This is a genomic window from Pseudomonas sp. MTM4 (assembly GCF_019355055.1).
GTDB lineage: Bacteria > Pseudomonadota > Gammaproteobacteria > Pseudomonadales > Pseudomonadaceae > Stutzerimonas.
This window is the reverse complement of record NZ_CP048411.1, coordinates 3,191,045-3,214,600: the sequence shown is the minus strand read 5'-3', so window position 1 is coordinate 3,214,600 and position 23,556 is coordinate 3,191,045. Positions and strand designations below refer to the sequence as shown.

Below are 23,556 nucleotides of genomic sequence, written 5' to 3'. Positions count from 1 at the left end.
AACGTTGCGGCGTTTACGCCCAGAACAAAGACGAAAATTCTGTAGGGCGGAAAACTGCGAAGCATTTCCCGCCGACATCGACGCAGGAACTGACGTCGAACTCCGGCTGCGAAAATCGGCGGGTAAGCTCCGCATTACCCACCCTACGCGCCCCTGTAGCCCGTATATCCGCTTCGTTGCACGGCCCATCAGACGCCACCGTATCGCCCCTTTCAGGAGGCCGAGCGCAGGTGGCGCGGAAGGGGTTGAGCGGCATGGATGCCGCGAGAGCCGCGATGGGCCATGGATGGCCCTTCGCGGCGGGCCCCTGGAGCGTCACCGGAGCGAGGGAACCTCGGCGCAGCCGGGGCCGGATGCAGGGGCAAGCGTTTTTGCTTACTTTTTTCGCGTTTGAAAAAAGTGAGTCGCCCAGCAGGGCGAAACCAATGTGTCGGACAACTCCGCTAATAAGCCGTGCCCCAAGCGTAAAAGCTTCGCGAGCCAAGAACTCGGCGTCCCCCTCGCTCCTACATAGCAGTGCTGTGAGCCGAATCGCACGAAACGCCTTCACCTTCCAGGTGCTCCCATGCTGACCCCCGACACCGCCGTCAATATCATTTCCAACGCAGTCCACATCATCGTGCTGGTGGTCTGCGTGCTGGTGGTGCCGAGCCTGCTCGGCGGTCTGCTGATCAGCATTTTCCAGGCGGCCACCCAGATCAACGAACAGATGCTGAGCTTCCTCCCGCGCCTGTTGATCACCCTCGGCATGCTGGTATTCGCCGGCCACTGGATCCTGCGCACGTTCAGCGACCTGTTCATCGAAACCTTCACCCAAGCCGGGCGGCTGGTTGGTTAGCCATGGGCAACGAACCCATCATGCAGGCCGGTCAGTACCTGCAATCGTTGCTGGGTTATTGGTGGCCGTTCTGCCGGATCATGGCCGTGTTCAGCCTGGCGCCAATGTTCAGCCACAAATCGCTAAGCGTGCGCGTCCGCGTGCTGCTCGCCATCGCCCTGACGGTGGTGCTGACGGCCGCGCTCCCAGCCGCGCCGGCGCTCGACCCGCTGTCGCTCAAGGGCATTCTCACCGCGTTCGAGCAGATCGCCATGGGCCTGCTGCTGGGCCTGGCGCTGATGCTGGTGTTCACCGTGTTCACCCTGATCGGCGATATCGTCTCGACCCAGCTGGGGCTGTCCATGGCAGTGTTCAACGACCCTATGAACGGCGTGTCATCGGCCTCGATCATCTATCAGCTGTACTTCATCCTGCTGGCGCTGCTGTTCTTCGCCATCGACGGGCATCTGGTAACCGTCACCATCATCTACCAGAGCTTCGTCTACTGGCCGATCGGCAGCGGCATCCATTTCGACGGGCTGCAAACCATCGCCTGGTCAATGAGCTGGGTGATTTCGGCAGCCTTGCTCATTGCCCTGCCGATCGTTTTTTGCATGACGATCGTGCAGTTCTGCTTCGGCCTGCTCAACCGCATTTCTCCAGCAATGAACCTGTTTTCCCTGGGTTTTCCCATGGCCATCATCGCCGGGCTGGTATTGATCTACCTGACCCTGCCGAACCTGTCGGAAGCCTATCTGCACCTGACGCGTGAGCTGCTGGATAACATCGGCGAGATCCTGCGGAGCGGCCGCGATGTCTGAGCAGAACAGCAGCCAGGACAAAACCGAAGAGGCCTCCGAGCAGAAACTCAAGAAGAGTCGCGACGACGGCCAGGTCACCCGCTCCAAGGACGTCGCCACCACGGTCTCGCTGCTGGTGACGCTGTTGGTACTCAAATTCAGCATCGGCTTCTTTTTCGATGGCATGCAGCAGGCGTTCAGCTACTCATACATCAACTTCCACGAAAGCGAGATGAGCCTCGACGATCTGCAGCTGATTCTTACCCACAACCTGCTGCTGTTCGTCAGCGTGCTGTTGCCGTTGCTGATCACACCGATTCTGGTCATCGCCTTTGGTCTGGTGCCGGGCGGTTGGGTATTCGCCTCGAAGAACTTCGCGCCCAAGTTCAGCAAGCTCAACCCGATCACGGGCCTGGGGCGGATGGTCGGCGCGCAGAACTGGACCGAGCTGCTCAAGTCGCTGCTGAAGATCACAACGCTGCTGGGCGTCGCCATCGGCCAGCTATATTACGCAGCGCCGCAGCTGATCGCCCTGCAGCGAACCGATATCGCCAACGCCATCGGCGGTGCCTTTTCGCTGACGTTCAACCTGGCCATCTCGCTGCTGTTGGTATTCGTGCTGTTCTCACTGATCGACATCCCGCTGCAGCGCTTCTTCTTTCTGAAAAAAATGCGCATGACCAAGCAGGAGCGCAAGGAAGAGCACAAGAATCAGGAAGGCCGCCCCGAAGTGAAGGCGCGTATCAAGCAGCTGCAACGCCAGCTGGCCCAGCGCCAGATCAGCCGGGTGATAAAGGATGCCGACGTGGTGATCGTCAACCCGACGCATTACGCGGTGGCCTTGAAGTACGACCCGAAGAAGGCCGAGACGCCCTTCGTTATTGCCCGTGGCGTCGATGAAACCGCGCTGTACATCCGCAAGCTGGCCCAGGCCAACGGGCTGGAGGTGGTCGAACTACCGCCGCTGGCGCGGGCGATCTACTTCAGCACCCAGGTCAACCAGCAGATCCCGGCACCGCTCTATACCGCGGTCGCCCATGTGCTGACCTACATCCTCCAGCTCAAGGCCTGGAAGCAGGGTCGGCGGGCCAAGCCCAAGCTGGCAAGCGACATCCATATTCCCGAAGAATTGTTCAACCGAGCCCGAACATGAGCCTGATTCAGAAACTGACGCCGACCTTCAGCAGCGGTCGGATTGGAATCCCGCTGATCATCCTGTCGATCCTGGCGATGATCATCCTGCCGCTGCCTCCGCAGCTGCTGGACGTGCTGTTCACCTTCAACATCGCCATGTCGATTCTGGTGTTGCTGGTCAGTGTGTCGTCGAAAAGCCCGCTGGACTTCTCGCTGTTCCCGACAGTGATTCTGATCACCACGCTCATGCGCCTGTGCCTTAACGTCGCATCGACCCGGGTGGTGCTGCTCGAAGGTCACACCGGCACCGGCGCGGCGGGCAAGGTGATCGAAGCCTTCGGCGAGGTGGTGATCGGCGGCAACTTCATCGTCGGCCTAGTGGTGTTCATCATTCTGATGATCATCAACTTTATCGTCATCACCAAGGGCGGCGAGCGGATATCGGAAGTCACCGCGCGCTTCACTCTGGACGCCCTGCCGGGCAAACAGATGGCTATCGACGCCGATCTCAACGCCGGCCTGGTGACCAACGAGGAAGCCAAGGCGCGGCGCCAGGAAGTAGCCAAGGAAGCCGACTTCTACGGTGCGATGGACGGTGCTTCGAAGTTCGTTCGCGGGGACGCCATCGCCGGCATCCTGATCCTGCTGATCAACCTCTTCGGCGGTTTCGCCATCGGTGTCTTCGTTCACGATCTGGCGGCGGGCGAGGCCTTCAAGCAGTACGCCCTGCTGACCATCGGTGACGGTCTGGTGGCGCAGATCCCGGCGCTGCTGCTGGCTACGGCGGCAGCGATCATCGTCACCCGGATCAATGAATCCAGCGACATCACCAGCCAAGTACAGCGCCAGTTGCTGGCCAATCCAGCGTCGCTGTACACCGTGGCCGGCATCCTGTTCGTCATCGGCCTGGTGCCGGGCATGCCACACCTGGCCTTCATCGGCTTCGCCGCGCTGATCGGTTTCATCGGCTGGCGCGTGTCGCTGCATGAGCCGCCGGCTGCCGGGGCTGATCTCAAGGAAATCCAGGCCATCGGCCAGGCGATGGACAAGGAAAAGGCACAATCGCTGGCTTGGGAAGACATTCCGCTGGTCGAGCGGCTGTCGATTTCCTTGGGCTACAAGCTGGTAGGGCTGGTCAACGAAGCCTCCGGTGCGCCCTTGCCGGCACGGGTGCGCGGCGTTCGGCAGACGCTGTCCGAGCACCTGGGCTTTCTGCTGCCGGAAGTGCAGATTCGCGACAGTCTGCGGCTCAAGGCTTCGCAATACGACATCTACATTAACGGCGAGAAGATCGATGGCGCCGAGCTGCACGCTGACCGTCTGATGGCGATTCCTTCACCGGAACTCTACGGCGAGATCGACGGCATCCTCGGCATCGACCCGGCGTACCGCATGCAGGTGGTGTGGATTCAGCCGTCCGACAAGTCGCGCGCGTTGAACCTGGGTTATCAGGTAATCGACTGCGCCAGCGTGGTCGCCACGCATCTGAACAAGGTGGTGCGTGAGCATCTGCCGGACCTGTTCAAGCACGACGATGTCGAGCACCTGATGCAGCGTCTGACCGTGCAAGCGCCCAAGCTCGCCGAAAGCCTCAAGGCCGCGCTGACCTATACCCAGCAAATGCGCGTCTACCGCCAGCTGCTGCTGGAAGAAGTGCCACTGCGTGACATCGAAACCATCGCCAGCACCTTGCTTGAATGCAGCGAAACCACCAAGGACCCGGTGCTGCTGGCAGCCGACGTGCGTTACGCGTTGCGCCGCAGCATCGTCTCGATGATCGCTGGCGATCGCCGCGAACTGGCCGTGTTCGTGCTGGAAAACGCGCTGGAAAACACCCTGCTCAACGCGCTGGCCATCGCCCAGCAGGCCGGTCAGGTGAGCCTGGACAACATTCCGGTGGAGCCGAGCCTGCTCAACCAGCTGCAGAACAGCATGCCGGTGGTGAAGGAAAAGCTGCGCAAGGATGGCCATCCGCCGATCCTCACCGTGATGCCGCAGTTGCGCCCGCTGCTGTCACGCTACGCACGGGTGTTCAGCCCAGGCCTGCATGTGCTGTCGCAAAACGAGATTCCGGATCGGGTGGGAGTGAATATTCTCGGCACGTTAGGCTAGCAACTAACAGGTCTAGGACTATGCCTTGCGGCATCCGCCTGGTGGCGGCACCCAGTCGCCCCGCAAGCGTTGCCGCACTGCTGCGAATATGCCTCGCCTCGCCTCGCCTAACCGGCTCCGCCGCGGGCTGCCAGATGCAGATCAGCGCCGTCTGGGCAGCAGCTGCGCAACCATTTCGACGAAAGCTGGGCAAGGGCGATCGAGAGCAAAGCCCATCTCGAACGAATCACGCCGTGAATCCTTGCGCACCCATTGGCAGATCACAACAACATCGACCTCGCGCAGCCGCTCACCGTGGTCCGGCACGTGTAGGCACATCTCATAGCAGCCACCAATGACCAGGGGTTGCCTGGCCACTAAACGCAGACCGCCGATGGAAAGGTCGCCGATGTAGCCCATGGGATCGCCGCTGAGACGATTGGTCACCTGTATACGGCTCAGATGACGGAAGGTAAGGCGGCTGTGTTGGCGCATGGCGAAACTCTGCAGTCCTTTGTTCGGCAACAGCCGGTGTCACCGCGGCCGCGGCGACGGGCGTGGTGTAAAAGGCAGCAGGCGACCAGATCGCAGGGAAAATTAAGCGCCGGGGATAATATTTTTCCCCCTGGCAGTTCAGGCCCGCACCTACTCCGCGCAAGCAGCTAGCGCTCCGGCTTCTGCGGTTTACGGTGCTGCAATGCGTCGTCTTCGCTGACTTCGTCGGCCATGTTCGGCGGCACGTTGTAAGCACCGCCGGGTACGTCACTGCGGTCGCCGCCGGCGGCTTCGCCATTGGTTTTGCCACCGGCCCGGTCGATGCGCTGGTCGTCGCGGTCGGTGATGGCGTCGAGATTTTCCTTGCCGCGTTCGGATGGGTTCATGGGGACCTCCTCTGGTTTCGCTGAAAACGTTCGTGCACCTGAATAGGTAGGAAGACGACGCCTCTCGGAAGTTGCATGAAGACTCACCTTGCGGGATGACCGGCCACTCGACGGGTGCGCTGAACTTATCCGGTTGGGTAAAGGCCAAAACAGCATCGGGGGACTTCCTCCTTAGCCGCTGTGTGAGCTTATGCAACTGACTCGAAGCCTACCCATGGATGCCGCTCCCGTTGCGCCCGAGATCGCAGCGCCGTCCCGAGCGCTCTATTTCGCGCTGCTCGATGCGCCGGCCAGCGAGAGCGTGCGTGCCGACGCCGCGCAGTATCTCAACGCTCAGTTGGAGACCGCGGCGGCACTGCCCTGCGATCTACCGCCGGACCCGGCAGGGCTCGGTGAATGGCTCGAAGCGCATACCGCCAGCGTCGGCGGCCAATATCAAAGCTATCTCGATGCGCGCCGCGCCGGGGCACCGCGCCGCTATTTCTCCAGCAAGGCCCACGCGCTGCATTTTCTGCAAGGCGTGGCGCCGACCAAGCTGGTCGACGGTGCTTGGCTCTACGGGCTGTTGCAGCGCTGGGACGACGCGCGTTTCACCGCCCTGATCCAGACCTATCTCGAAGAACTCGGCGAGGGGCAGCCGGAAAAGAACCATGTGGTGCTTTATCGCAAGCTGCTCGCCAGTCAGGGGTGCGACGACTGGCAGAATCTGGATGACGAGAACTTCGTCCAGGGCGCGATCCAGTTGGCGTTGGCCGAACATGCCGAGCATTTCCTGCCCGAGGTGATCGGCTTCAATCTCGGTTATGAACAGCTGCCGCTGCATCTACTGATCAGTTCGTACGAGCTCACCGAGCTGGGCATCGATCCCTACTATTTCACGCTGCATGTCACCGTCGACAACGCCGACAACGGCCATGCGAAGAAGGCCATACAGGGCCTGCTAGCGGCCTGGCCGCAGATCGGGGACAGCGAGAAGTTCTATCGTCGGGTCATTAACGGCTATCGCCTCAACGAGCTTGGCGCCAGCACGCTGTCGGTGATTGGAGGCTTCGACGCCGAGCAGGAAGTGCTGCGCGTGCTGGAGAAAAAAGCCGGTGTCGGGCAGTTCGTGCATTCGGACTACTGCCGCTTCGATGGTCGCACGGTGAACCAATGGCTGGCCGAGCCGGAACAGATTCCGCAGTTTCTCGATACCCTGCAGCGCCGCGGCTGGATCAAGCGCCATGAAGACCCGCAGCATAGCCGCTTCTGGCAGCTGGTGGCCGGCGAACAGGGGCCGATGTTCGGCGTATTCAGCGCCCATGAGCAGCAGCTGATTCACGACTGGATTGCTGGCGACTGGCTGGCCGAACAGCCATCGACCCGCGGCAAGCCGCACCCCGCACTGGCGCAGCGCCAGAGCCAGTTCAGTGGCCGCCGACAGGCAGTCAACGAACGTCCGGCCAAGCCGGCACTGGTGCAGAACCGAAGCCAGACGGTCAGTGACTTCGATCAGGAGACGCAACTGCTAGAACAGCAATTGGCACAACTGCCCAATCGTGACGCTCGCATGCGTCACCTGTTGCCTTTGCTGTCTCCGACGCGCCACCACAGCGCCGCCGGCCTGCTGGCCACCAGGATCTTCACCGGACTCTTCAACTGAAACCGTTCAACTGAGGCGAATTCGCCAGGGAACCCCATGACGCTGGAAAATGCCCAAGACCGTGCGCTGCTGCACTTGGCTCAGGCGCTGCGCGAGCGCGGCTATCACTTCATCACCCCCACTCCGTTGACCCACGAGCGGGTCAATCAACGAATCGAAAACGCACTGGCCAAAGACCTGAGCGGCGTCTTCGGCTGGAGCCGACCGTTTCAGCATGAGCTGCTGCCTCCGGCGCTGTTCAGCCTGATGGATCAGGCCGGCGTACTGGCACCCAGCGATTCGCGCTGGCGCAGCCAGGTACGGCTGTCGAGCCTGGATGGTCAGCTATTCGTGCATTCGGCTTACCCCACCGATGCGCCGGACGCGGTGTTCTTCGGTCCGGATACCTACCGTTTCGCCAACGCCATTCAGGCGCACCTGAATAACCATCAGGGCAATATCTCTCGTGCCGTGGATATTGGCTGCGGTTCCGGGGCCGGCGCCGTGCTCACGGCACTGGCTCGACCACAGGCTGAAGTGCTGGCGGTGGACATCAATCCATCCGCGCTGCGCCTGACCCGCATCAACGCGGCGCTGGCCGGTGCTGACAACCTGCGAGCCCAGCACAGCGACTTGCTCAAGGATGTCGATGGCGAATTCGATCTGATCCTGGCTAACCCGCCCTATCTGATCGACCCCAGCGAGCGCGCCTACCGCCACGGAGGCGGGCCGCTAGGGGCCGGGCTGTCGCTGGCGATCTTCGACAGTGCGCTGGAGCGCCTCGCCCCGTGCGGCACGCTGCTGCTCTATACAGGCGTGGCGATGGTCGACAATCGGGACCCATTCCTGAAGGAAGTCAGCCAGCGCCTCGAAGGACGCGGCCTGCAATGGCGCTACCGCGAAGTCGACCCGGACGTGTTCGGCGAAGAACTGCTCGACGGCGCCTACACCGAGTGCGACCGGATTGCCGCCGTGGTGCTGGAAGTGACCCGGCCGGCAAGGTGATCGACGCGACGCGTCAGTGTGAATTGTTGAGTTGCATCCATCCTATGAGTCGGCCGGCGCTCCGGGCAGCGCTCGGCTCAGACTGGCAGCAGCACTAGGCACACCGACAGCGTGATCAGCGAGCCCAGGGTCGAGTACAGCACCACCCGCGAAACCCGTGACGCCTCGCGACCGTAGAATTCAGCGAGCATGTACGGGCCGGTACCGGTGGGTAGCGCACTCAGCAGCAACGCCGAATAGGCCCACAGCGCCGGCAGCTCAAACACCTCGAAAGCCAGATACCAAGTAATCAGCGGCTGCACCACCAGCTTCAACATCACCAGCGGCCAAACGCCGGTTGCCGTGCCGCCAGGCTGCGGCTGAGCCAGAAACAGTCCCAGCGACACCAATGCGCAGGGCGCCGCCGCCGCGCCCAGCAACTCGAGCAAGGTCGCCAGCGGCACCGGCAACACCAGCCCGCTCGCGGCCCAGACGCCACCCAGCAAAGGCGCCACCACCAGCGGGTTGCGCAGCAGCGCGCCGCTGACCTTACCCAGCGTACGAGTGAAGCCCTGTCCGGCGTGCAACCCGGTTTCCACGCAAGCCAAGGCGATGGCGAACAGCACACAGACAACGATGATCGACGCCACCATGGCCGGCTGCAGCGCTTCGTCACCGAGCACCAGCATGCACAGCGGAATCCCGACGTAGCCGGTATTGGCGTAGGACGCGCCCAGCGCATCGAGGCTGGCATCGACCAGCGGCTGCTTCTGCAACAGCCGATAAATCAGGGTGAAAGCGAATACGCCGAGGCAGCCCACCGTGAAGGCGACGATGAAGCCCGGCTGCCAAAGCTGTTCCCAGGTCGAGGTGGCGATCACGCTGAACAGCAGCGCGGGCAGCCCCAGCCAGACGACAAAGCGATTCAGTTCGGACGCTCCGTTCGGGCCCATGCGCCCCGTGCGGCGGCACAGAAAGCCAAGGAAAATCAGGGCAAAAACCGGCAGGACGACATTGACAACGGCAGACATGGTTTCTCAACGGCAGGCTTGCCGACAGCAGGCTGGCGGCGCGGGAACGGCGGTGCGGCCGGAATGAATGGCGGCAAACCTTAGCAGAAATGCTTCTTCGCGAGTTATCGGAGCGCTGTTCCTGCTGACGTTTCATTTGCCAGCAGGCTTTCAGCGATGCCAGCGCCAGAATCACATGACGAAGCGGTGTACCGGCACCGCCTCGCCCTTGAAGGGTTGCGGAAAACATGTTCTAGCCATGGATCATGGACACTCCTTGCGGCGGACATTTCCACCTTGAGCCCGCGCCCACTCAGTCCGGAACAGAGCATCGGCTGTTCGCGCCTTTAAATAGGCTGAGCCACCCCAACCGTGGCCTGCCTTCTTGGCCGCGCCGCAACGGCCATGATGATGGCCGCCATGACATACAGCGAGACGATGAAGAACAGGCTGTACCGGTTCTGCCCCGTGGAAGTGAGGATCCAGGTGCTGATGGATGGGGTCACCGCTGGCCCCAGATTTCCCAACGAGCTGATGAGCGCGATCCCGCCTGCCGCCGTTTCCTTCGATAGATATTCGCTGACGAAGGCGAAGAACAGTGGTGTGAGGGATGCGATGCCGATCGATGCGATGCAATAGAAGATCATCGACCACACAAGGTCGTCGTTGGCGAATCCCATGGCCACGAAGTTGACCGCGATCAGGCCCACGCAGAACACATAGTGCCCGCGCCGATCGTTCATGCGGTCGGAGCTCAGCCCGATGAGCACCATGCCGACGGCGCCGACGATGTTGGGCAGGGCTTTGAGCAGGCCGATATGGAACACATCCTTTACGCCCCAGCTCGCAATCATCGTGGGTGCCCAGAACAGCAGCGCATAGACCGCGCCGCTCATGAGGAAGTAGACCGCAGAGAGGATGTAAATCTTGGGATCGCTGAGAAGAGTGCGCAGGGCACTATGGCCGCTTGGAGTCGATGCGACGCGATCCCTTGCCAAGCGTTCGGTCAATATCCTCTTTTCCTGGTCCGTCAGCCACGATGCCGTGGCCGGGCCGTCGCTCAGCAGGAGGTAGGCAAGCACGCCGATCAGGATGCAGGGTGCGCCGTTGGCGATGAACATCCACTGCCAGCCGTGATAGCCCATGAGGCCCTGGCCAAACTTCATCAGCGCTCCATTGAGCGGCCCGATGAGGATCCCGGCAATGGCGGTCGCCGTCATGAAGGTGGCGATGACTCTCCCCCGCCGCGCAGGCGGATACCAGAACGTGAAGTAGAGGATCGCGCCAGGGAAGAAGCCGGCCTCGAACGCCCCCAGTAGGAAGCGCAGCACGTAGAACTGCCAGGGTGCCGTGACCCAGGCCATGGCCGTGGCGCAGGCGCCCCAGCACAGCATGATGCGCAGGATCGTCTTGCGCGCGCCGATCTTCTCCAGCACCAGGTTGCTGGGTACTTCGAAGAGGAAATAGCCGACGAAGAACAGGCCGGCGCCAAGGGCGAAGATATGATCACTGAAGTACAGGTCATTCTTCATCTGGAGCTGTGCGAATCCAACATTGATGCGATCGATGTAGGCGAAGCAGTAGGCGACCAGCAATAGCGGCAGGATATGCCAATTGATCTTTGAGAAGATTGCCTTTTCGGCATCGCTCTCGACGATCGCCTCACCCTTCGGCAGTGGAATCGCTGTCATTGATTATTCCTCTGGATTGCAACCGACCTTAGTTAGTTTTGTTCTTCGGATCGAGCTCACATGGCTAGCCAGGCTGCGTTCGGATATACCTTGCCGGTCCCGGTTTGCCCACTGCCTTTATTCCGGCACGTCACGCGCTAATGGCCTCCCTTAGTCGCTGAAGAACAAGCGCCTGCTGTCTGGGTCTTCCTCTAGGCCCGAGAAGTATTCCATCGTCGCGGATGCGTGCGCGCTTCGGTGTGTTGCCTGTCGGCAGGACGCCTCGGTCGGCCCAGTGCCAGCGCGCGTAGCGGGCCCCCTAATGCATGACCTCTAAGGGCGTCCCGGTTGATCACAACACCTGGTACCATCAGCTGAATGAACACGTCACTTCGCCCAGTCCCGTCACCTGAAAACACAGCCGGTCGCCACGGGCGATTTCGGCGATCGGCGCCAACGCCCCGGTCAGCAGCACATCACCAGCCCTCAGCGGCCTGCCGAGCGCGGTCAGTTTGCGCGCCAGCCACAGCGCCGTGCTCAAGCAGCCATGCAGCGAGAGGGCGATATCGGTCTGCACCGGCTCTCCATTCTTGTACAGGTCGGCGAGCAGTGTCTGCCCTTGCAGTTGCGCCAATGGAACCGTCTGGTTGCCTAGCACATAGAGTCCCGAAGACAGGTTGTCGGCAACCGCGTCGAGCATAGTCAGTTGCCAGCCATCGATGGCCGAGTCGTTGATTTCCAGCGCCGGTATCACCCCGGCAATGCTGGCCAGCAATTGCTCCTGACTGATTTCGCCAGCCGGCAGGTCGTGGGCCAGCAGCAGTGCCAGCTCAATCTCGACCTTGGGTTGCAGCAGACTTTCCCAGGCGATGGTTGCACCCGAGCGACAAGCCGTGTCGGCGTACAGCCAGCCATACAGCGGCTCCTCGACCTTGAGTGCCGCCCGCAGTGCAACAGAGGTCAGCCCGGCCTTCACGCCGCTCAAGCTGCGGCCCTCCGTCAGGGCGAGCTGCAGGCCTGCCGTCTGCACCTGATAGGCTTCGTCCAGGCTGGCCAGGGCGAAGGTTTCGCTGACCCGTGGCCCAGGCTGACGCTGACTACGCGCCACGGCCAGGCTGCTGGCCGCGGCTAGCAGGCGCGCGTCGCTGATGGTTTGCTTCATCGGCTTGGCACCTCGCCGACCACGGTGGTACGGAACATCTCGCGGCGCATGCCATGGTAGTCGGCTACTGGCATATGCCAGGTGCTGCGGTTGTCCCAGATCGCCAGGGTGCCCTGGCGCCAGCGCATGCGACAGGTAAAGGCCTCCGTGGTCGCCAGGTTGAACAGATAGTCGAGCAACGGCCGTGCCTCATCGGCGCGCAAGCCTTTGATTCCCGAGGTGTATGCCGGGTTGATGAACAACACCTTCTTGCCGGTTTCTGGATGCCGGATCACCAGCGGGTGGCTATGCATGTCCTGCGAGGTATCGCTGCCATAGTTGATTGTCATGTTCTCCAGCAGCGCGTTGTGGTTGGCGTTCGACCCATAGGCGCGCTCCGGGCTGTGTACCGCATCGAGGGTTTCCAGTAGCGCCTGCATGCCCGGCGAGAGCCATTCGTAGGCCAGCACCATGTTGGCGAAGCAGGTGTCACCGCCGTAGGGCGGAATGTCGTGGCCGTAGAGCAGAGTGAAGGCCGGTGGACGCTGCTGGAAGGTCCAGTCCGTATGCCAGGCACCGCCGAACACGAAGGGCGCCTCTTCGTTGGATTCCTTGACCACGTGCACCACGTGCGGGTGATCCTTCATGCAAGTCACATAGGGCTCGCGGCCGAACTCACCAAGGTGCTGGGTAACCCGCTCCAGGTCGCTGACGCTCAGGGCCTGGTCGCGAATGAAGATTACTTTGTGCGCGAGCAGCGCCTGGCGTAGCTCGGCGAAGCCATCGGTGTCCAGTCGAGTGAGATCGACATCTGCGGCGTCCGCGCCGATGGCCCCGGTCGTCGGGGTCACACGGAAATGGCGGTAGTCGGCTGCGCGATTGTGGCTGGGCAGGGTGTAGATGAACTCGCTCATGGCTAACACTCATGTGGAGATGGGTATCAGCAGGATGCGATGCGAGCGCCACGTTCATCTATGATCATGACTGCCAATAAATGACAGTTACTGCCAGCGGCTTTGCTGTTTGCGAACGCGGCTTGACGTGAGGAGAACACCTGATGGATTGGCGTCAAAGCCGCCCACTCACTGGCGTGCTCTACCTGCTGGAAACCGCCCAGGCGGAAGGCGTGGACGCCGCAACCTGCCTGATTGGCAGTGCTATCACCCGCGATGCAATGCACCAGCCGAATGCTCAGATCGAAGCCTGGCAGGAGCTAGCGGTGATCCGTAACCTGATCGAACATGCCGGACGGCAGGGCTTGGGCTTCACCGTAGGGCAGCGTTACCACCTGACTTCGCTGGGGCTGCTGGGCTTTACCATGCTGGCCAGCCGCACCCTCGGCGAAGCGTTCGCCACCTTCGGCCGTTTCCATTTGCTGGGGTTGACGCTCTGTCCACGACACATCGAGGCGGATCGGCGCGGCCTCTGGCTGCTGTTCGATGCCAGTGTTCTACCTCAGGATGCCCGTGCTTTCGTCATCGAGCGCGGCCTGTCGGCCTGCCTGGGCGTGGCTGCCGAGTTGCTGCAGCGACCGGTCGCTCCCTTGGTCGTAGAGATGACCTGTGACGCCCCAACCGATGTGACCCTGTTGCAGCGTGACTTTCCCTATCCAGTGCAATTTAACGCCGCGCGCAACGGCATTCTGTTTTCCCATGCCGATCTGCAGTCCAGCCTTCCACAAGCACATATCGGCGCTCACAGCGAGGGAGAGCAGTTGTGCGAGCGGCTGTGTGTCGAGATTTCTCACAGTCTGGTCAAGCCTCCCACCGCGCGTCTGGTGCAGCAGGTGCTGATACGCGATTCGGTCAACCTGCTCAGCGGGCGCACAGTGGCCGAGCGGTTAGGCCTTTCTGAGCGCACGCTGTACCGCCGTCTAGCGACTGAGGGCCATGCCTTCCAACAGCTTAACGAGCAGATCAAACAACGCCTGGCCGAGCGCCTGCTGAGCAAGTCGCGCCTGGACCTCAACGACATTGCACAGCGCCTGGGTTATGCCGAGGCAGCCAGCTTTTCCCGGGCGTTCAGCCGCTGGACCGGCTGCTCGCCCCGTCATTGGCAACGCCGGAACTCACTATAGATCGGCCGCGGCTGAGATTTTTGAGTCCCCAAGCGACAATCGGCACACCGCGTGCCGTGCGTCAGCGCCCCACGGGCAGGAAACCTTGAACCCGTGGAACTCCGACGCTGCGATTTTGCAGCCATTCACCAAGCGTCAGTGCAACATGGCCGACGGACTATACCCATTAGGCTCAGCCCGCATGGCCGCGAACTCCGCCTCGACGCGCCCACGCATGGCATCAGGCGACTGCGAGAAGCCGCTGCGATCACTGTAATCCCACTCAATGACCTCCTCGCTTTCCGCCGCCAGCCCCTTGGCACACGACAGGTCAAGCGCAGTCACGCCGGCCACGGCGCCTGCGGCAATCGCGGCATTCACCTGTTCGGTGCCCTTCTCGATGCTCATGCCGAGCCCGGCCAGATCCAACACATCGCCACCGATGCGGGCATAGATCCAGGGCTTGGGATCGTCGCTCAGCAACAGGCCGAGACCTGTGGCCACTTCCCGGGCTCCGCAGGCACGGATCAGCCCTTCGTTGCCGGGTACGCCCAGGAAACGCGCCAGCGTGCCTGGCATGGCTAACTGCGCAACGCCCAGGCCAATGCTGAACCAGCCAAGGCCGCGGGCCAGCGTGCGGGCCGAATGATTGGTACGGGTTACTCGATGTGGAACGCTCATGAATCAGTCCCTCCTCGGGGCGTGGAGAAGCCGCCCGCTTCCCTGCAGCAGGGAAGCGGAGCGAAGCCCTCAGGGCTTGAGAACGACCTTGATGCAGCCGTCGTGCTTGTCGCGGAAGGTCTTGTACATCTCCGGACCCTGCTCAAGGCTGACGCTGTGGGTGATGACGAAGGACGGATCGATCTGCCCTTCCTGGATGCGCTTGAGCAGATCGTCGGTCCAGCGATTGACGTGGGTCTGGCCCATGCGGAAGGTCAGGCCCTTGTTCATGGCGGCGCCGAACGGGATCTTGTCGATCAGCCCGCCGTAGACGCCGGGGATGGAGATGATGCCTGCCGGACGGCAGACGTAGATCATCTCGCGCAGCACGTGCGGGCGGTCGGTCTCCAGCATCAGCGCCTGCTTGGCGCGGTCATACATGGAGTCGATGGAGCGCGCTGCGTGCGCTTCCATGCCCACCGAGTCGATGCACTTTTCCGGGCCTTTGCCGTGAGTCAGCTCCTTGAGCCGTTCGAGCACGCTCTCTTCATCGAAATTGATGGTGATGGCGCCGCCGGCGCGGGCCATGGACAGCCGCTCGGGTACGTTGTCGATGCAGATCACCTGTTCGGCACCCATCATGATCGCGCTGCGAATGGCGAACTGGCCGACCGGCCCCGCGCCCCAAACGGCCACGGTGTCGGTGGGCTGAATGTCGCATTGCGCCGCGGCTTGCCAGCCGGTGGGCAGGATGTCACCGAGAAACAGCACCTGCTCGTCAGTCATGCCGTCGGGGACGACCACCGGGCCGACGTCGGCATAGGGCACGCGCACGTACTCGGCCTGGCCGCCGGCATAGCCGCCGGTTAGATGGGTGTAGCCATAGAGCCCGGCGGTGGTGTGGCCGAAGACCTTGTCGGCCACGTCCTTGTTGCGGTTGGTGCGCTCGCACACGGAAAAATTGCCGCGCCGGCACTGGTCGCATTCGCCGCAGACGATGGTGAAGGGCACCACCACGCGGTCGCCAACCTTGAGCTTCTTATTGGCCGAGCCGACCTCCATCACCTCGCCCATGAACTCGTGGCCCATGATGTCGCCGTGCTTCATGCCAGGCATGAATCCGTCGTATAGATGCAGGTCGGAGCCACAAATGGCGCAGGAACTGACCTTAATGATGGCGTCGCGCGGGTCCTCGATGGTGGGGTCGGGGACGTGGTTGTCACAGCGGATATCGTGCTTGCCGTGCCAGCGTAGGGCTCTCATGAAAAATCTCCTGGTTCGGTGTTCGAAAACGCCGCCGTGGTGGTTCTTCCTGATTGATCGCCGCTGGGGCGGCAGCTGCTCCTGACCCGACTGCCGCCATATGGCAGGGCGCGCGGCGTGCGTGCTAACAAATTTTTAGTAAGCGTCGCGCCGCCAGAGTTGCCTGAAATATCGCAATGATGGCCAAAACACCGACGGGCTGTTGTTGTGGCTGCGGCTCAACCCTTGCCGGGACGGACGCTGGCGTAGCCGTTGCGATAGCTCGAATAGTGCGGCATCCAGCCCAGCGCCCGCGCACGGGCATTGCTGCAGCGCTTGCTGCCGGCCCGGCGCGTCATCGTCTGCTCCGCCCAGTGGGTTACCCCGAGTCGCTCGCGTAGCCAGTCGATGACTTCATGCAGCGGCGCCGGGTCGTCGTCGACGCCCAGATAGCAGTTCTGCAGATCACCTCCACGCAGATCGGTCTGTAGCAGACAGGCCAGCAGCGCGGCGGCGTCGTCGCGATGAATGCGATTGCTGTATTGCGGCGGCTCGCGATCGACACGCAAGCCCGCGCGGACCTGATTCTGCATCCACGGGCGGTCCGGGTCGTAAAGCCCGGCCATCCGCACCAGCGTAGTCGAGATGTCACTGCCAAGCGCCAGCCGCTCGGCTTCGAGCATTACCTGCCCGGTATAGCCGGTGGGCTCGGTGGCAGACGTCTCGTCGATCCATTCACCCTGATTTTGCGCATAGACGCCGGTGCTGGAGAGGAAGATCAAACGCTTGGGACGCTGGCCGCGCTGTTGCAGCCAGCCGAGCGCATTGCGCAGCCCATCGACATAGGCGGCGCGGTAGCCCGGTTCGTCGTGCTGGCTGGCCGATGCGGCGTAAACCAGATAGTCCAGCGTGCCGTTGGGCCAGCTGCGCGGAACCTGGACGGAAGCCAGATCGCCTTTGACCGGCAGGATCGGCACCGGCAGGCTCGCTGCCTGGCGGCGCAGGCCATAGACCGTCCAGCCCGCTCTGCTCAGTTGCAGCCCAAGACGAATGCCAATATCACCGCAGCCGGCGATCATTACCGAAGGACGATTTGCCATGGTCGGTTACTCCTTAACCGTTGCGGACCACCCAGTCGGCCCGCCTTGCCTGAGTGTAACGCTGCCGTGGCTTGGCCGCTGATCAGCTTGCATGGAACGGCTATTGGCCAGTTGGTTCGAACACGAGCAAAGGCTATGCTAGCCGGCACTCTGATGGAAACTCGCTATGACACTGACTGAACTGCGCTATATCGTCACGCTCGCCCAGGAATCACACTTCGGCCGCGCCGCCGAACGTTGCCATGTCAGCCAGCCCACCCTCTCGGTGGGGGTGAAGAAGCTGGAGGACGAACTCGGCGTGCTGATTTTCGAGCGGACCAAGAGCGCGGTGCGGCTGACGCCGGTGGGCGAAGGCATCGTCACCCAGGCGCAGAAGGTGCTGGAGCAGGCGCAGAGCATCCGCGAACTGGCTCAGGCGGGCAAGAACCAGCTGGCCGCACCCCTCAAGGTCGGCGCCATCTATACCGTCGGCCCCTACATGTTTCCGCACCTGATCCCGCAGCTGCACCGCGTGGCGCCGGACATGCCGCTGTATATCGAGGAAAATTTCACTCACGTCTTGCGCGACAAACTGCGTACCGGTGAATTGGACGCCATCATCATCGCGCTGCCCTTCCAGGAAGCCGATGTACTGACACTGCCGCTCTACGACGAGCCGTTCTACGTGCTGATGCCGGCCAACCATTCATGGTCCAAGAAAGAAACCATCGACGCCGAAATGCTCAACGACAAGAGCCTGCTGCTGCTCGGCGAAGGCCATTGCTTCCGCGATCAGGTGCTCGAAGCCTGCCCGACCACCCGCAAGGGCGAGGCGCCAACCCACACCACGGTGGAATCCTCCTCACTGGAAACCATCCGCCATATGGTCGCCTCGGGCCTGGGTGTATCCATCCTGCCGCTGTCGGCGGTCGACAGCCATCACTACTCGGCCGGTGTGCTGGACATCCGTCCGCTGACGCCGCCGGTCCCGTTCCGCACCGTGGCGATCGCCTGGCGCGCCAGCTTCCCGCGCCCGCGCGCCATTGAAGTGCTGGCCGACTCCATCCGCCTGTGCTCGGTCGCCAAGCCGCCTGCCGCGAACGCCTGAACCCATGAGCGAGCTTGCGACCGTCCCGGTCACTGCGCTCAAGGGCGTCGGCGCGGCGCTGGCCGAAAAGCTCGCCAAGGTCGGCCTGGAAACCCTGCAGGACGTGCTCTTCCACCTGCCGCTGCGCTATCAGGATCGCACCCGCGTGGTGCCCATCGGTGCGCTGCGCCCCGGTCAGGACGCGGTGATCGAAGGTGTGGTGACCGGCGCCGACATCGTCATGGGCCGTCGGCGCAGCCTGCTGGTGCGCTTACAGGACGGCAGCGGCACGCTGAGCTTGCGCTTCTATCATTTCAGTAACGCCCAGAAGGAAGCCATGAAGCGCGGCACTCAGCTGCGCTGCTATGGCGAAGCCCGCCCCGGCGCCTCGGGGCTGGAAATCTACCACCCCGAATACCGTGCTTTGACCAGCGAGCCAGCGCCGGTCGAGCAGACGCTGACGCCCATCTACCCGACCACCGAAGGCCTGACTCAGCAGCGCCTGCGCAACCTGAGCGAACAAGCGCTGACCCGCCTCGGCCCGCACAGTCTGCCCGACTGGCTGCCCGAAGAGCTGTCACGCGACTACCGATTGGCGAAGCTCGACGAGGCCATCCGCTACCTGCATCGTCCCCCGCCGGATGCCGATCTGGAAGAGCTCGCCGAGGGCCGCCACTGGGCCCAGCATCGCCTGGCCTTCGAGGAACTGCTGACCCATCAGTTGTCGCTGCAACGCCTGCGCGAAAGCGTGCGCGCGCAACAGGCACCGCAGCTGCCACCGGCACGAACCCTGCCGCAGCGCTATCTGAACAACCTCGGCTTCCAACCCACCGGCGCGCAGCAGCGCGTTGGTGCCGAGATCGCCTATGACCTGGCCCAGGACGAACCCATGCTGCGCCTGGTGCAGGGCGACGTGGGTGCCGGCAAGACGGTGGTCGCCGCGCTGGCCGCACTACAGGCGCTGGAAGCTGGCTATCAGGTGGCGCTGATGGCGCCCACCGAGATTCTTGCCGAGCAGCACTTCATCACCTTCTGCAAATGGCTCGACCCCCTGGGCATCGAGGTCGCCTGGCTGGCCGGCAAGCTCAAGGGCAAGGCCCGCGTTGCTGCATTGGAACAGATCGCCAGTGGCTGCCCGATGGTGGTCGGCACCCATGCGCTGTTCCAGGACGAGGTGCGCTTTCGCAAGCTAGCGCTGGTGATCATCGACGAGCAGCACCGCTTCGGCGTGCAGCAGCGCTTGGCGCTACGGCAGAAGGGCATCGACGGCCGGCTCTGCCCGCATCAGCTGATCATGACCGCCACGCCCATCCCGCGCACCCTGGCGATGAGCGCCTACGCCGACCTGGATACCTCGATCCTTGACGAACTGCCGCCGGGCCGCACGCCCGTCAACACCCTGGTGATCGCCGACAGCCGCCGTCTGGAAGTCATCGAACGGGTGCGCGCCGCCTGCAACGAGGGCCGCCAGGCGTATTGGGTCTGCACCCTGATCGAAGAATCGGAGGAACTCACCTGTCAGGCCGCCGAAACCACCTTCGAAGACCTATCAGCGGCGCTGGGCGGGCTCAACGTCGGGCTGATCCATGGCCGTATGAAGCCAGCGGAAAAGGCTGCGGTGATGCACGAATTCAAGGAGGGCCGGCTGCAACTGCTGGTCGCCACCACGGTAATCGAGGTCGGCGTCGACGTGCCCAACGCCAGCCTGATGATCATCGAGAACCCCGAGCGCCTGGGCCTCGCCCAGCTGCACCAGCTGCGGGGCCGAGTCGGGCGCGGCAGCGCCGCCAGCCATTGCGTGCTGCTCTATCATCCACCGCTGTCGCAGATCGGTCGTCAGCGGCTGGCGATCATGCGCGACACCAACGACGGTTTCGTCATTGCCGAACGGGACCTGGAGCTGCGCGGCCCCGGCGAAATGCTCGGCACCCGCCAGACCGGCCTGCTGCAATTCAAGGTCGCCGACCTGATGCGCGACGCCGATTTGTTACCCGCCGTGCGTGACGCCGCGCAGGCCCTGCTGGCGCGCTGGCCGCAGCACGTCAGCCCACTGCTTGAGCGCTGGTTGCGCCACGGCCAGCAATACGGGCAAGTCTGACGCTCGTCGGTAAACCCAAACCGCACTAAACCTAAGGCTATACTGCGCCGCATGGGAATAAGACGGATCACTTGCTCATGAACTCGGCTGTCGACACAACAACACAAATCTCGCTTCCGCCAATGATCATCCAGCTTCTCGACAAGCTGGCGTTGCCTTACCGCACCTGTGAGGACCGCTCCGATCTGGACCCGGCTCGGCGCGTGCAGGCCATATTGGTCGACGACGCCATCGGCGCGTTGCTGGTGCTCTACCCCCGCGATCATTTGCTCGATCTGCCGAGGCTGGTGGAGCTGACCGGGCGCCAATTGGTCGCGGTCAAACCCGAGCGGTTGACCCGCATGCTGTCCAAGCACGATCTGCAGGTATTGCCTGGCCTGCCGCCGCTGACCAGTTCGCCCTGCCTGTACGAGGAACGACTGCTGGAGCAGCCGGAGCTAATGATCGAGTCGGGACAGCCCGGGTTGCTCCTGGCGCTGTCAAGCGGCGACTTCAAGCAGCTGCTCAGCAAGGCCAGCGCAGGCCGGTTCGCCGTGCCGCTGAGCGAGATCCGTCTCAACCTCGACCGCCCCGAACAAGACAGCGCGGAAATCACCCAGGCGGTGCAAAGCTTCACAGCCCGGCGCATCCAAAAGCGTCTGGAAGAAACCATCGAAATTCCACCCTTGGCGCAAACGGCACAGAAGATCATCAAGCTGCGCGTCGATCCCGACGCCACGGTGGATGACATCACTGGCGTGGTCGAGACCGACCCGGCGCTGGCTGCACAAGTGGTCAGCTGGGCCGCCTCGCCGTACTACGCCGCGCCCGGCAAGATCCGTTCGGTGGAAGATGCCATCGTGCGGGTGCTCGGCTTCGATCTGGTAATCAATCTGGCGTTGGGTCTGGCGCTGGGCAAGACCCTGAGCCTGCCCAAGGATCAGCCGCAGCAGGCGACACCCTACTGGCAACAGGCGATTTACACCGCGGCGGTGATCGAAGGACTGAACCGCGCGATTCCCCGTGTCCAGCGTCCGGAGGCGGGTATCAGCTATCTGGCCGGGCTGCTGCATAACTTCGGCTATTTGGTGCTGGCGCATGTGTTTCCGCCGCATTTCTCGTTGATCTGCCGGCATCTGGAGGTCAATCCGCACCTGAGCCACAGCGTCATCGAAAAGCACCTTCTGGGTATCACCCGCGAGCAGATCGGCGCCTGGTTGATGCGCTACTGGGGCATGCCGGACGAGCTGTCCACCGCACTGCGCTTCCAGCACGACCCGCTCTACCAGGGCGAACATGCCGCTCATGCCAATCTAGTCTGTCTGGCGATACGCCTGTTGCGCAATCGCGGTATCGGCTCCGGCGCCTACAGCGAAATTCCGCAAGAGCTGTTCGATCGCCTCGGCCTAAGCCGCGAGAAGGCCAACGATGTGGTGAACAAGGTGCTGGACGCCGAAGTCGCCTTGCGCGCCCTGGCGATGCAACTGCAACCGCCGCATTGATTGATCGATGAAAGGCAGCGCCGCTCATGGCGCTGCCCTGATGATGCAGCTCTAGCCGCCGGCGCGGAAACTTGCCCGCGCATCCACCAGCCCGTCGCCGACCTGGCTGATACTGACCTCCACCAGCCCCGCGCCTGCGGCCTGCAACTCATCGAACCAGCGCAGCAGGCTGGCGTAGGACGCGCCGGGCAAGGTCACTTGCAGGCTACCGTCATTACCGATGTCGAAGCTCTCGATGACCAGACCGCTCTGCTGTGCACTCTGGGTCACCAGCCCCTGCAGCTGTTCGGGCGCCAGCGAGACCGGGTTGCTGCGCGACATCTGCCGCGCCAGTTCGGTGTTCTGCTCCAGGTAGGCGTGCAATTCACGCTCCTGCTGAAAATAATCTCGGGCGTCGTGCACCCGCTGTTGCGCCGGTTGCCAGAGCAGCAGGTAGAACAGCACCGCCAGCAGAAAAGAGCCGAGCAGCGTCAGCGATAGGCGTTCGCGCGGTTGCAGGCGCTGCCAGCGCAACCACGTGGGCGACTCGGCCAGGCGCACCTGCATCTGTTGTTTCAGGTTCATCCCCGACCTCCTATCACCACGCGGGCACTGACGGCGTCGCCATCACGGCTGGCCGAGCCCAGCTGGACAGGCTCGCCGGTTTCACCCAGGCGCTGGCGCAACTGCTCCAACGCCGCAAAGTCGCTGGCGCGAACCTGCAGGGCCAGATCGCCGCGGGCCTGGTTGTAATCCAGCTGGCTGATCGACACTGGAACGCCCTCAGCCATGGCCAGCGCTACTTCGTTGAGCAGACGCATGAATTCGGCCGAGGTGCCGGAGCTCTGACCGATGTGTTCGTCGAACTGCGCACGCAGGTTGACGATGCGCTGATCCTCAGGAAACAGCTCGGTGTAAAGCGCTCGGCTGGCGTCGGCGTAACGATCGGCCTGGCGCTCCAGCGACCAGGCCTGCGCGAAGTTGAAGACCAGCTGCACCGCGAGCACCAGCGCGAGTACGATCAGCGCCGGCTTCCATTGCCCCAGCCCGCTGCCGGCGGTCTGCATGGCGAAGTCGCCCTGCGCCAGGTTCAGTGCGGCGGCACGGCCCGAAGCGAGGAAGCGGTAGGGATCGCCCAGGTGCTGATAATCATCGAGCGGCTCGGGTGCGTCAGCAAGGTTGCCATGCGCATGACGAGGTGCCGGGCATTGGGCGGCCAAATGCGGCCACTGGCTGCTTTCGAAAGCCAGCCTCGCCTCCGGCGCGCCGCCCAGTAGCGCACGCTCGCCGATGAATAGCAGCTGGGTATCGTCACGGGGCAGCAGATCGGCATCGACGTGAATGGCGACGATGGTCAGCCCCAGGGCCCGTAAATCTTCCAGCCAATCGGCCAGCAGCTGCCGACGAATCGCGATGACCCGCCGGCGGCCATCTTCCAGCGCGTCGCCGTGGGTCAGGTGCAGATCGTCGACGTTCTCAGCCAGCAGCTCTTCGACCGCATAGGCCAGCGCCTGACTGATCCAGCGTGCCTTGCGCGTCGGCAGATTGACCGCGAAATAGCTGCAGGCCTCGGCCGGCAGCACCAGCGTCACCGCGACCGGCGTCTGCTCGGCGCATTGGGCGAGTGGCATCCAGCCGCCTTCGCCGTCGCCCGGCAACCAGTAGACCTGGGTATCGGTGGCGAGCCGGGCACCGCAGTCGGCGGGCAGAAACAGGCAATCCATC

The 23,556-nt window shown here is 62.9% G+C and carries 21 protein-coding genes; 10 read left to right on the top strand and 11 right to left on the bottom strand.

The window, feature by feature from the left end; all coding sequences use genetic code 11:
• Nucleotides 1–565: 565 nt before the first annotated feature.
• From GYM54_RS14875 to GYM54_RS14860, 4 genes are read left to right on the top strand one after another with little or no spacing between them, the layout of a single operon-like run.
• A complete protein-coding gene (locus GYM54_RS14875; protein WP_197444825.1) occupies nucleotides 566–838 on the top strand; it encodes a flagellar biosynthetic protein FliQ in 273 nt (90 codons plus the stop codon).
• 20 nt (nucleotides 839–858) lie between these two features.
• A complete protein-coding gene (gene fliR, locus GYM54_RS14870) occupies nucleotides 859–1,638 on the top strand; it encodes a flagellar biosynthetic protein FliR (RefSeq protein WP_131650012.1) in 780 nt (259 codons plus the stop codon).
• Nucleotides 1,631–2,770: a flagellar biosynthesis protein FlhB gene (flhB, locus tag GYM54_RS14865; protein ID WP_181099312.1), complete on the top strand. Its 1,140-nt coding sequence runs from the start codon at nucleotides 1,631–1,633 to the stop codon at nucleotides 2,768–2,770. The genes fliR and flhB overlap by 8 nt, the downstream gene beginning before the upstream one ends.
• Nucleotides 2,767–4,863: a flagellar biosynthesis protein FlhA gene (locus GYM54_RS14860; RefSeq protein ID WP_181099310.1), complete on the top strand. Its 2,097-nt coding sequence runs from the start codon at nucleotides 2,767–2,769 to the stop codon at nucleotides 4,861–4,863. The genes flhB and GYM54_RS14860 overlap by 4 nt, the downstream gene beginning before the upstream one ends.
• Before the next feature lie 141 nt (nucleotides 4,864–5,004).
• Here GYM54_RS14860 and GYM54_RS14855 read toward each other — a convergent pair whose 3' ends face one another.
• Both GYM54_RS14855 and GYM54_RS14850 read right to left on the bottom strand, forming a co-directional pair.
• On the bottom strand, nucleotides 5,005–5,337 hold the full coding sequence (locus GYM54_RS14855) for a PilZ domain-containing protein (RefSeq protein ID WP_131649325.1): 333 nt from the start codon (nucleotides 5,335–5,337) through the stop codon (nucleotides 5,005–5,007).
• A 167-nt stretch (nucleotides 5,338–5,504) separates the two neighbouring features.
• Nucleotides 5,505–5,723 (bottom strand): hypothetical protein, encoded by a 219-nt coding sequence (locus GYM54_RS14850; protein WP_181099308.1) that lies wholly within the window; start codon nucleotides 5,721–5,723, stop codon nucleotides 5,505–5,507.
• Nucleotides 5,724–5,913: 190 nt separating this feature from the next.
• Here GYM54_RS14850 and GYM54_RS14845 point away from each other — a divergent pair, with 190 nt between their 5' ends.
• Both GYM54_RS14845 and GYM54_RS14840 read left to right on the top strand, forming a co-directional pair.
• The gene (locus GYM54_RS14845; protein ID WP_181099306.1) at nucleotides 5,914–7,365 is read left to right on the top strand and encodes an iron-containing redox enzyme family protein; all 1,452 of its coding nucleotides are present in this window, start codon (nucleotides 5,914–5,916) and stop codon (nucleotides 7,363–7,365) included.
• Between the two features lie 36 nt (nucleotides 7,366–7,401).
• Complete coding sequence (locus tag GYM54_RS14840) at nucleotides 7,402–8,349, top strand: class I SAM-dependent methyltransferase (RefSeq protein WP_181099304.1); 948 nt, start codon at nucleotides 7,402–7,404, stop codon at nucleotides 8,347–8,349.
• Nucleotides 8,350–8,426: 77 nt separating this feature from the next.
• On the opposite strand, the gene GYM54_RS14835 is transcribed toward GYM54_RS14840, so the two are convergent.
• From GYM54_RS14835 to GYM54_RS14820, 4 genes are all read right to left on the bottom strand, one after another.
• Entirely contained in the window at nucleotides 8,427–9,359 is a 933-nt protein-coding gene (locus tag GYM54_RS14835) for an AEC family transporter (protein ID WP_131649321.1), read from the bottom strand.
• Nucleotides 9,360–9,685: 326 nt separating this feature from the next.
• On the bottom strand, nucleotides 9,686–11,029 hold the full coding sequence (locus GYM54_RS14830) for an MFS transporter (RefSeq protein ID WP_131649320.1): 1,344 nt from the start codon (nucleotides 11,027–11,029) through the stop codon (nucleotides 9,686–9,688).
• A gap of 349 nt (nucleotides 11,030–11,378) precedes the next feature.
• Nucleotides 11,379–12,170: a 2-keto-4-pentenoate hydratase gene (locus GYM54_RS14825; protein WP_131649319.1), complete on the bottom strand. Its 792-nt coding sequence runs from the start codon at nucleotides 12,168–12,170 to the stop codon at nucleotides 11,379–11,381.
• Complete coding sequence (locus GYM54_RS14820; protein ID WP_181099301.1) at nucleotides 12,167–13,063, bottom strand: TauD/TfdA family dioxygenase; 897 nt, start codon at nucleotides 13,061–13,063, stop codon at nucleotides 12,167–12,169. Before GYM54_RS14820 ends, GYM54_RS14825 begins: the two co-directional genes overlap by 4 nt.
• 143 nt (nucleotides 13,064–13,206) lie before the next feature.
• On the opposite strand from GYM54_RS14820, the gene GYM54_RS14815 reads away from it, so the two are divergent.
• Nucleotides 13,207–14,226, top strand: a complete 1,020-nt coding sequence (locus GYM54_RS14815; protein WP_131649318.1) for an AraC family transcriptional regulator — start codon at nucleotides 13,207–13,209, stop codon at nucleotides 14,224–14,226.
• Nucleotides 14,227–14,361: 135 nt separating this feature from the next.
• On the opposite strand, the gene GYM54_RS14810 is transcribed toward GYM54_RS14815, so the two are convergent.
• The 3 genes from GYM54_RS14810 to GYM54_RS14800 form a co-directional block, all read right to left on the bottom strand.
• Nucleotides 14,362–14,886, bottom strand: a complete 525-nt coding sequence (locus GYM54_RS14810; protein WP_197444824.1) for a transcriptional regulator — start codon at nucleotides 14,884–14,886, stop codon at nucleotides 14,362–14,364.
• A gap of 69 nt (nucleotides 14,887–14,955) precedes the next feature.
• Nucleotides 14,956–16,128, bottom strand: coding sequence for a zinc-dependent alcohol dehydrogenase (locus tag GYM54_RS14805; RefSeq protein WP_197444823.1), 1,173 nt, complete (start codon nucleotides 16,126–16,128; stop codon nucleotides 14,956–14,958).
• A gap of 218 nt (nucleotides 16,129–16,346) precedes the next feature.
• Nucleotides 16,347–17,207, bottom strand: a complete 861-nt coding sequence (locus GYM54_RS14800; protein WP_197444822.1) for an NAD(P)H-binding protein — start codon at nucleotides 17,205–17,207, stop codon at nucleotides 16,347–16,349.
• Between the two features lie 166 nt (nucleotides 17,208–17,373).
• Here GYM54_RS14800 and GYM54_RS14795 point away from each other — a divergent pair, with 166 nt between their 5' ends.
• From GYM54_RS14795 to GYM54_RS14785, 3 genes are all read left to right on the top strand, one after another.
• Nucleotides 17,374–18,294, top strand: coding sequence for a hydrogen peroxide-inducible genes activator (locus tag GYM54_RS14795; protein ID WP_131649314.1), 921 nt, complete (start codon nucleotides 17,374–17,376; stop codon nucleotides 18,292–18,294).
• A gap of 4 nt (nucleotides 18,295–18,298) precedes the next feature.
• A complete protein-coding gene (gene recG, locus GYM54_RS14790) occupies nucleotides 18,299–20,371 on the top strand; it encodes an ATP-dependent DNA helicase RecG (RefSeq protein ID WP_131649313.1) in 2,073 nt (690 codons plus the stop codon).
• Between the two features lie 77 nt (nucleotides 20,372–20,448).
• Entirely contained in the window at nucleotides 20,449–21,852 is a 1,404-nt protein-coding gene (locus GYM54_RS14785; protein WP_181099299.1) for an aminoacyl-tRNA deacylase and HDOD domain-containing protein, read from the top strand.
• 51 nt (nucleotides 21,853–21,903) lie between these two features.
• Here GYM54_RS14785 and GYM54_RS14780 read toward each other — a convergent pair whose 3' ends face one another.
• A complete protein-coding gene (locus GYM54_RS14780) occupies nucleotides 21,904–22,416 on the bottom strand; it encodes a type II secretion system protein M (protein ID WP_131649311.1) in 513 nt (170 codons plus the stop codon).
• Nucleotides 22,413–23,555: a type II secretion system protein GspL gene (gene gspL, locus GYM54_RS14775; protein WP_131649310.1), complete on the bottom strand. Its 1,143-nt coding sequence runs from the start codon at nucleotides 23,553–23,555 to the stop codon at nucleotides 22,413–22,415. Before gspL ends, GYM54_RS14780 begins: the two co-directional genes overlap by 4 nt.
• Nucleotide 23,556 lies beyond the last annotated feature (1 nt).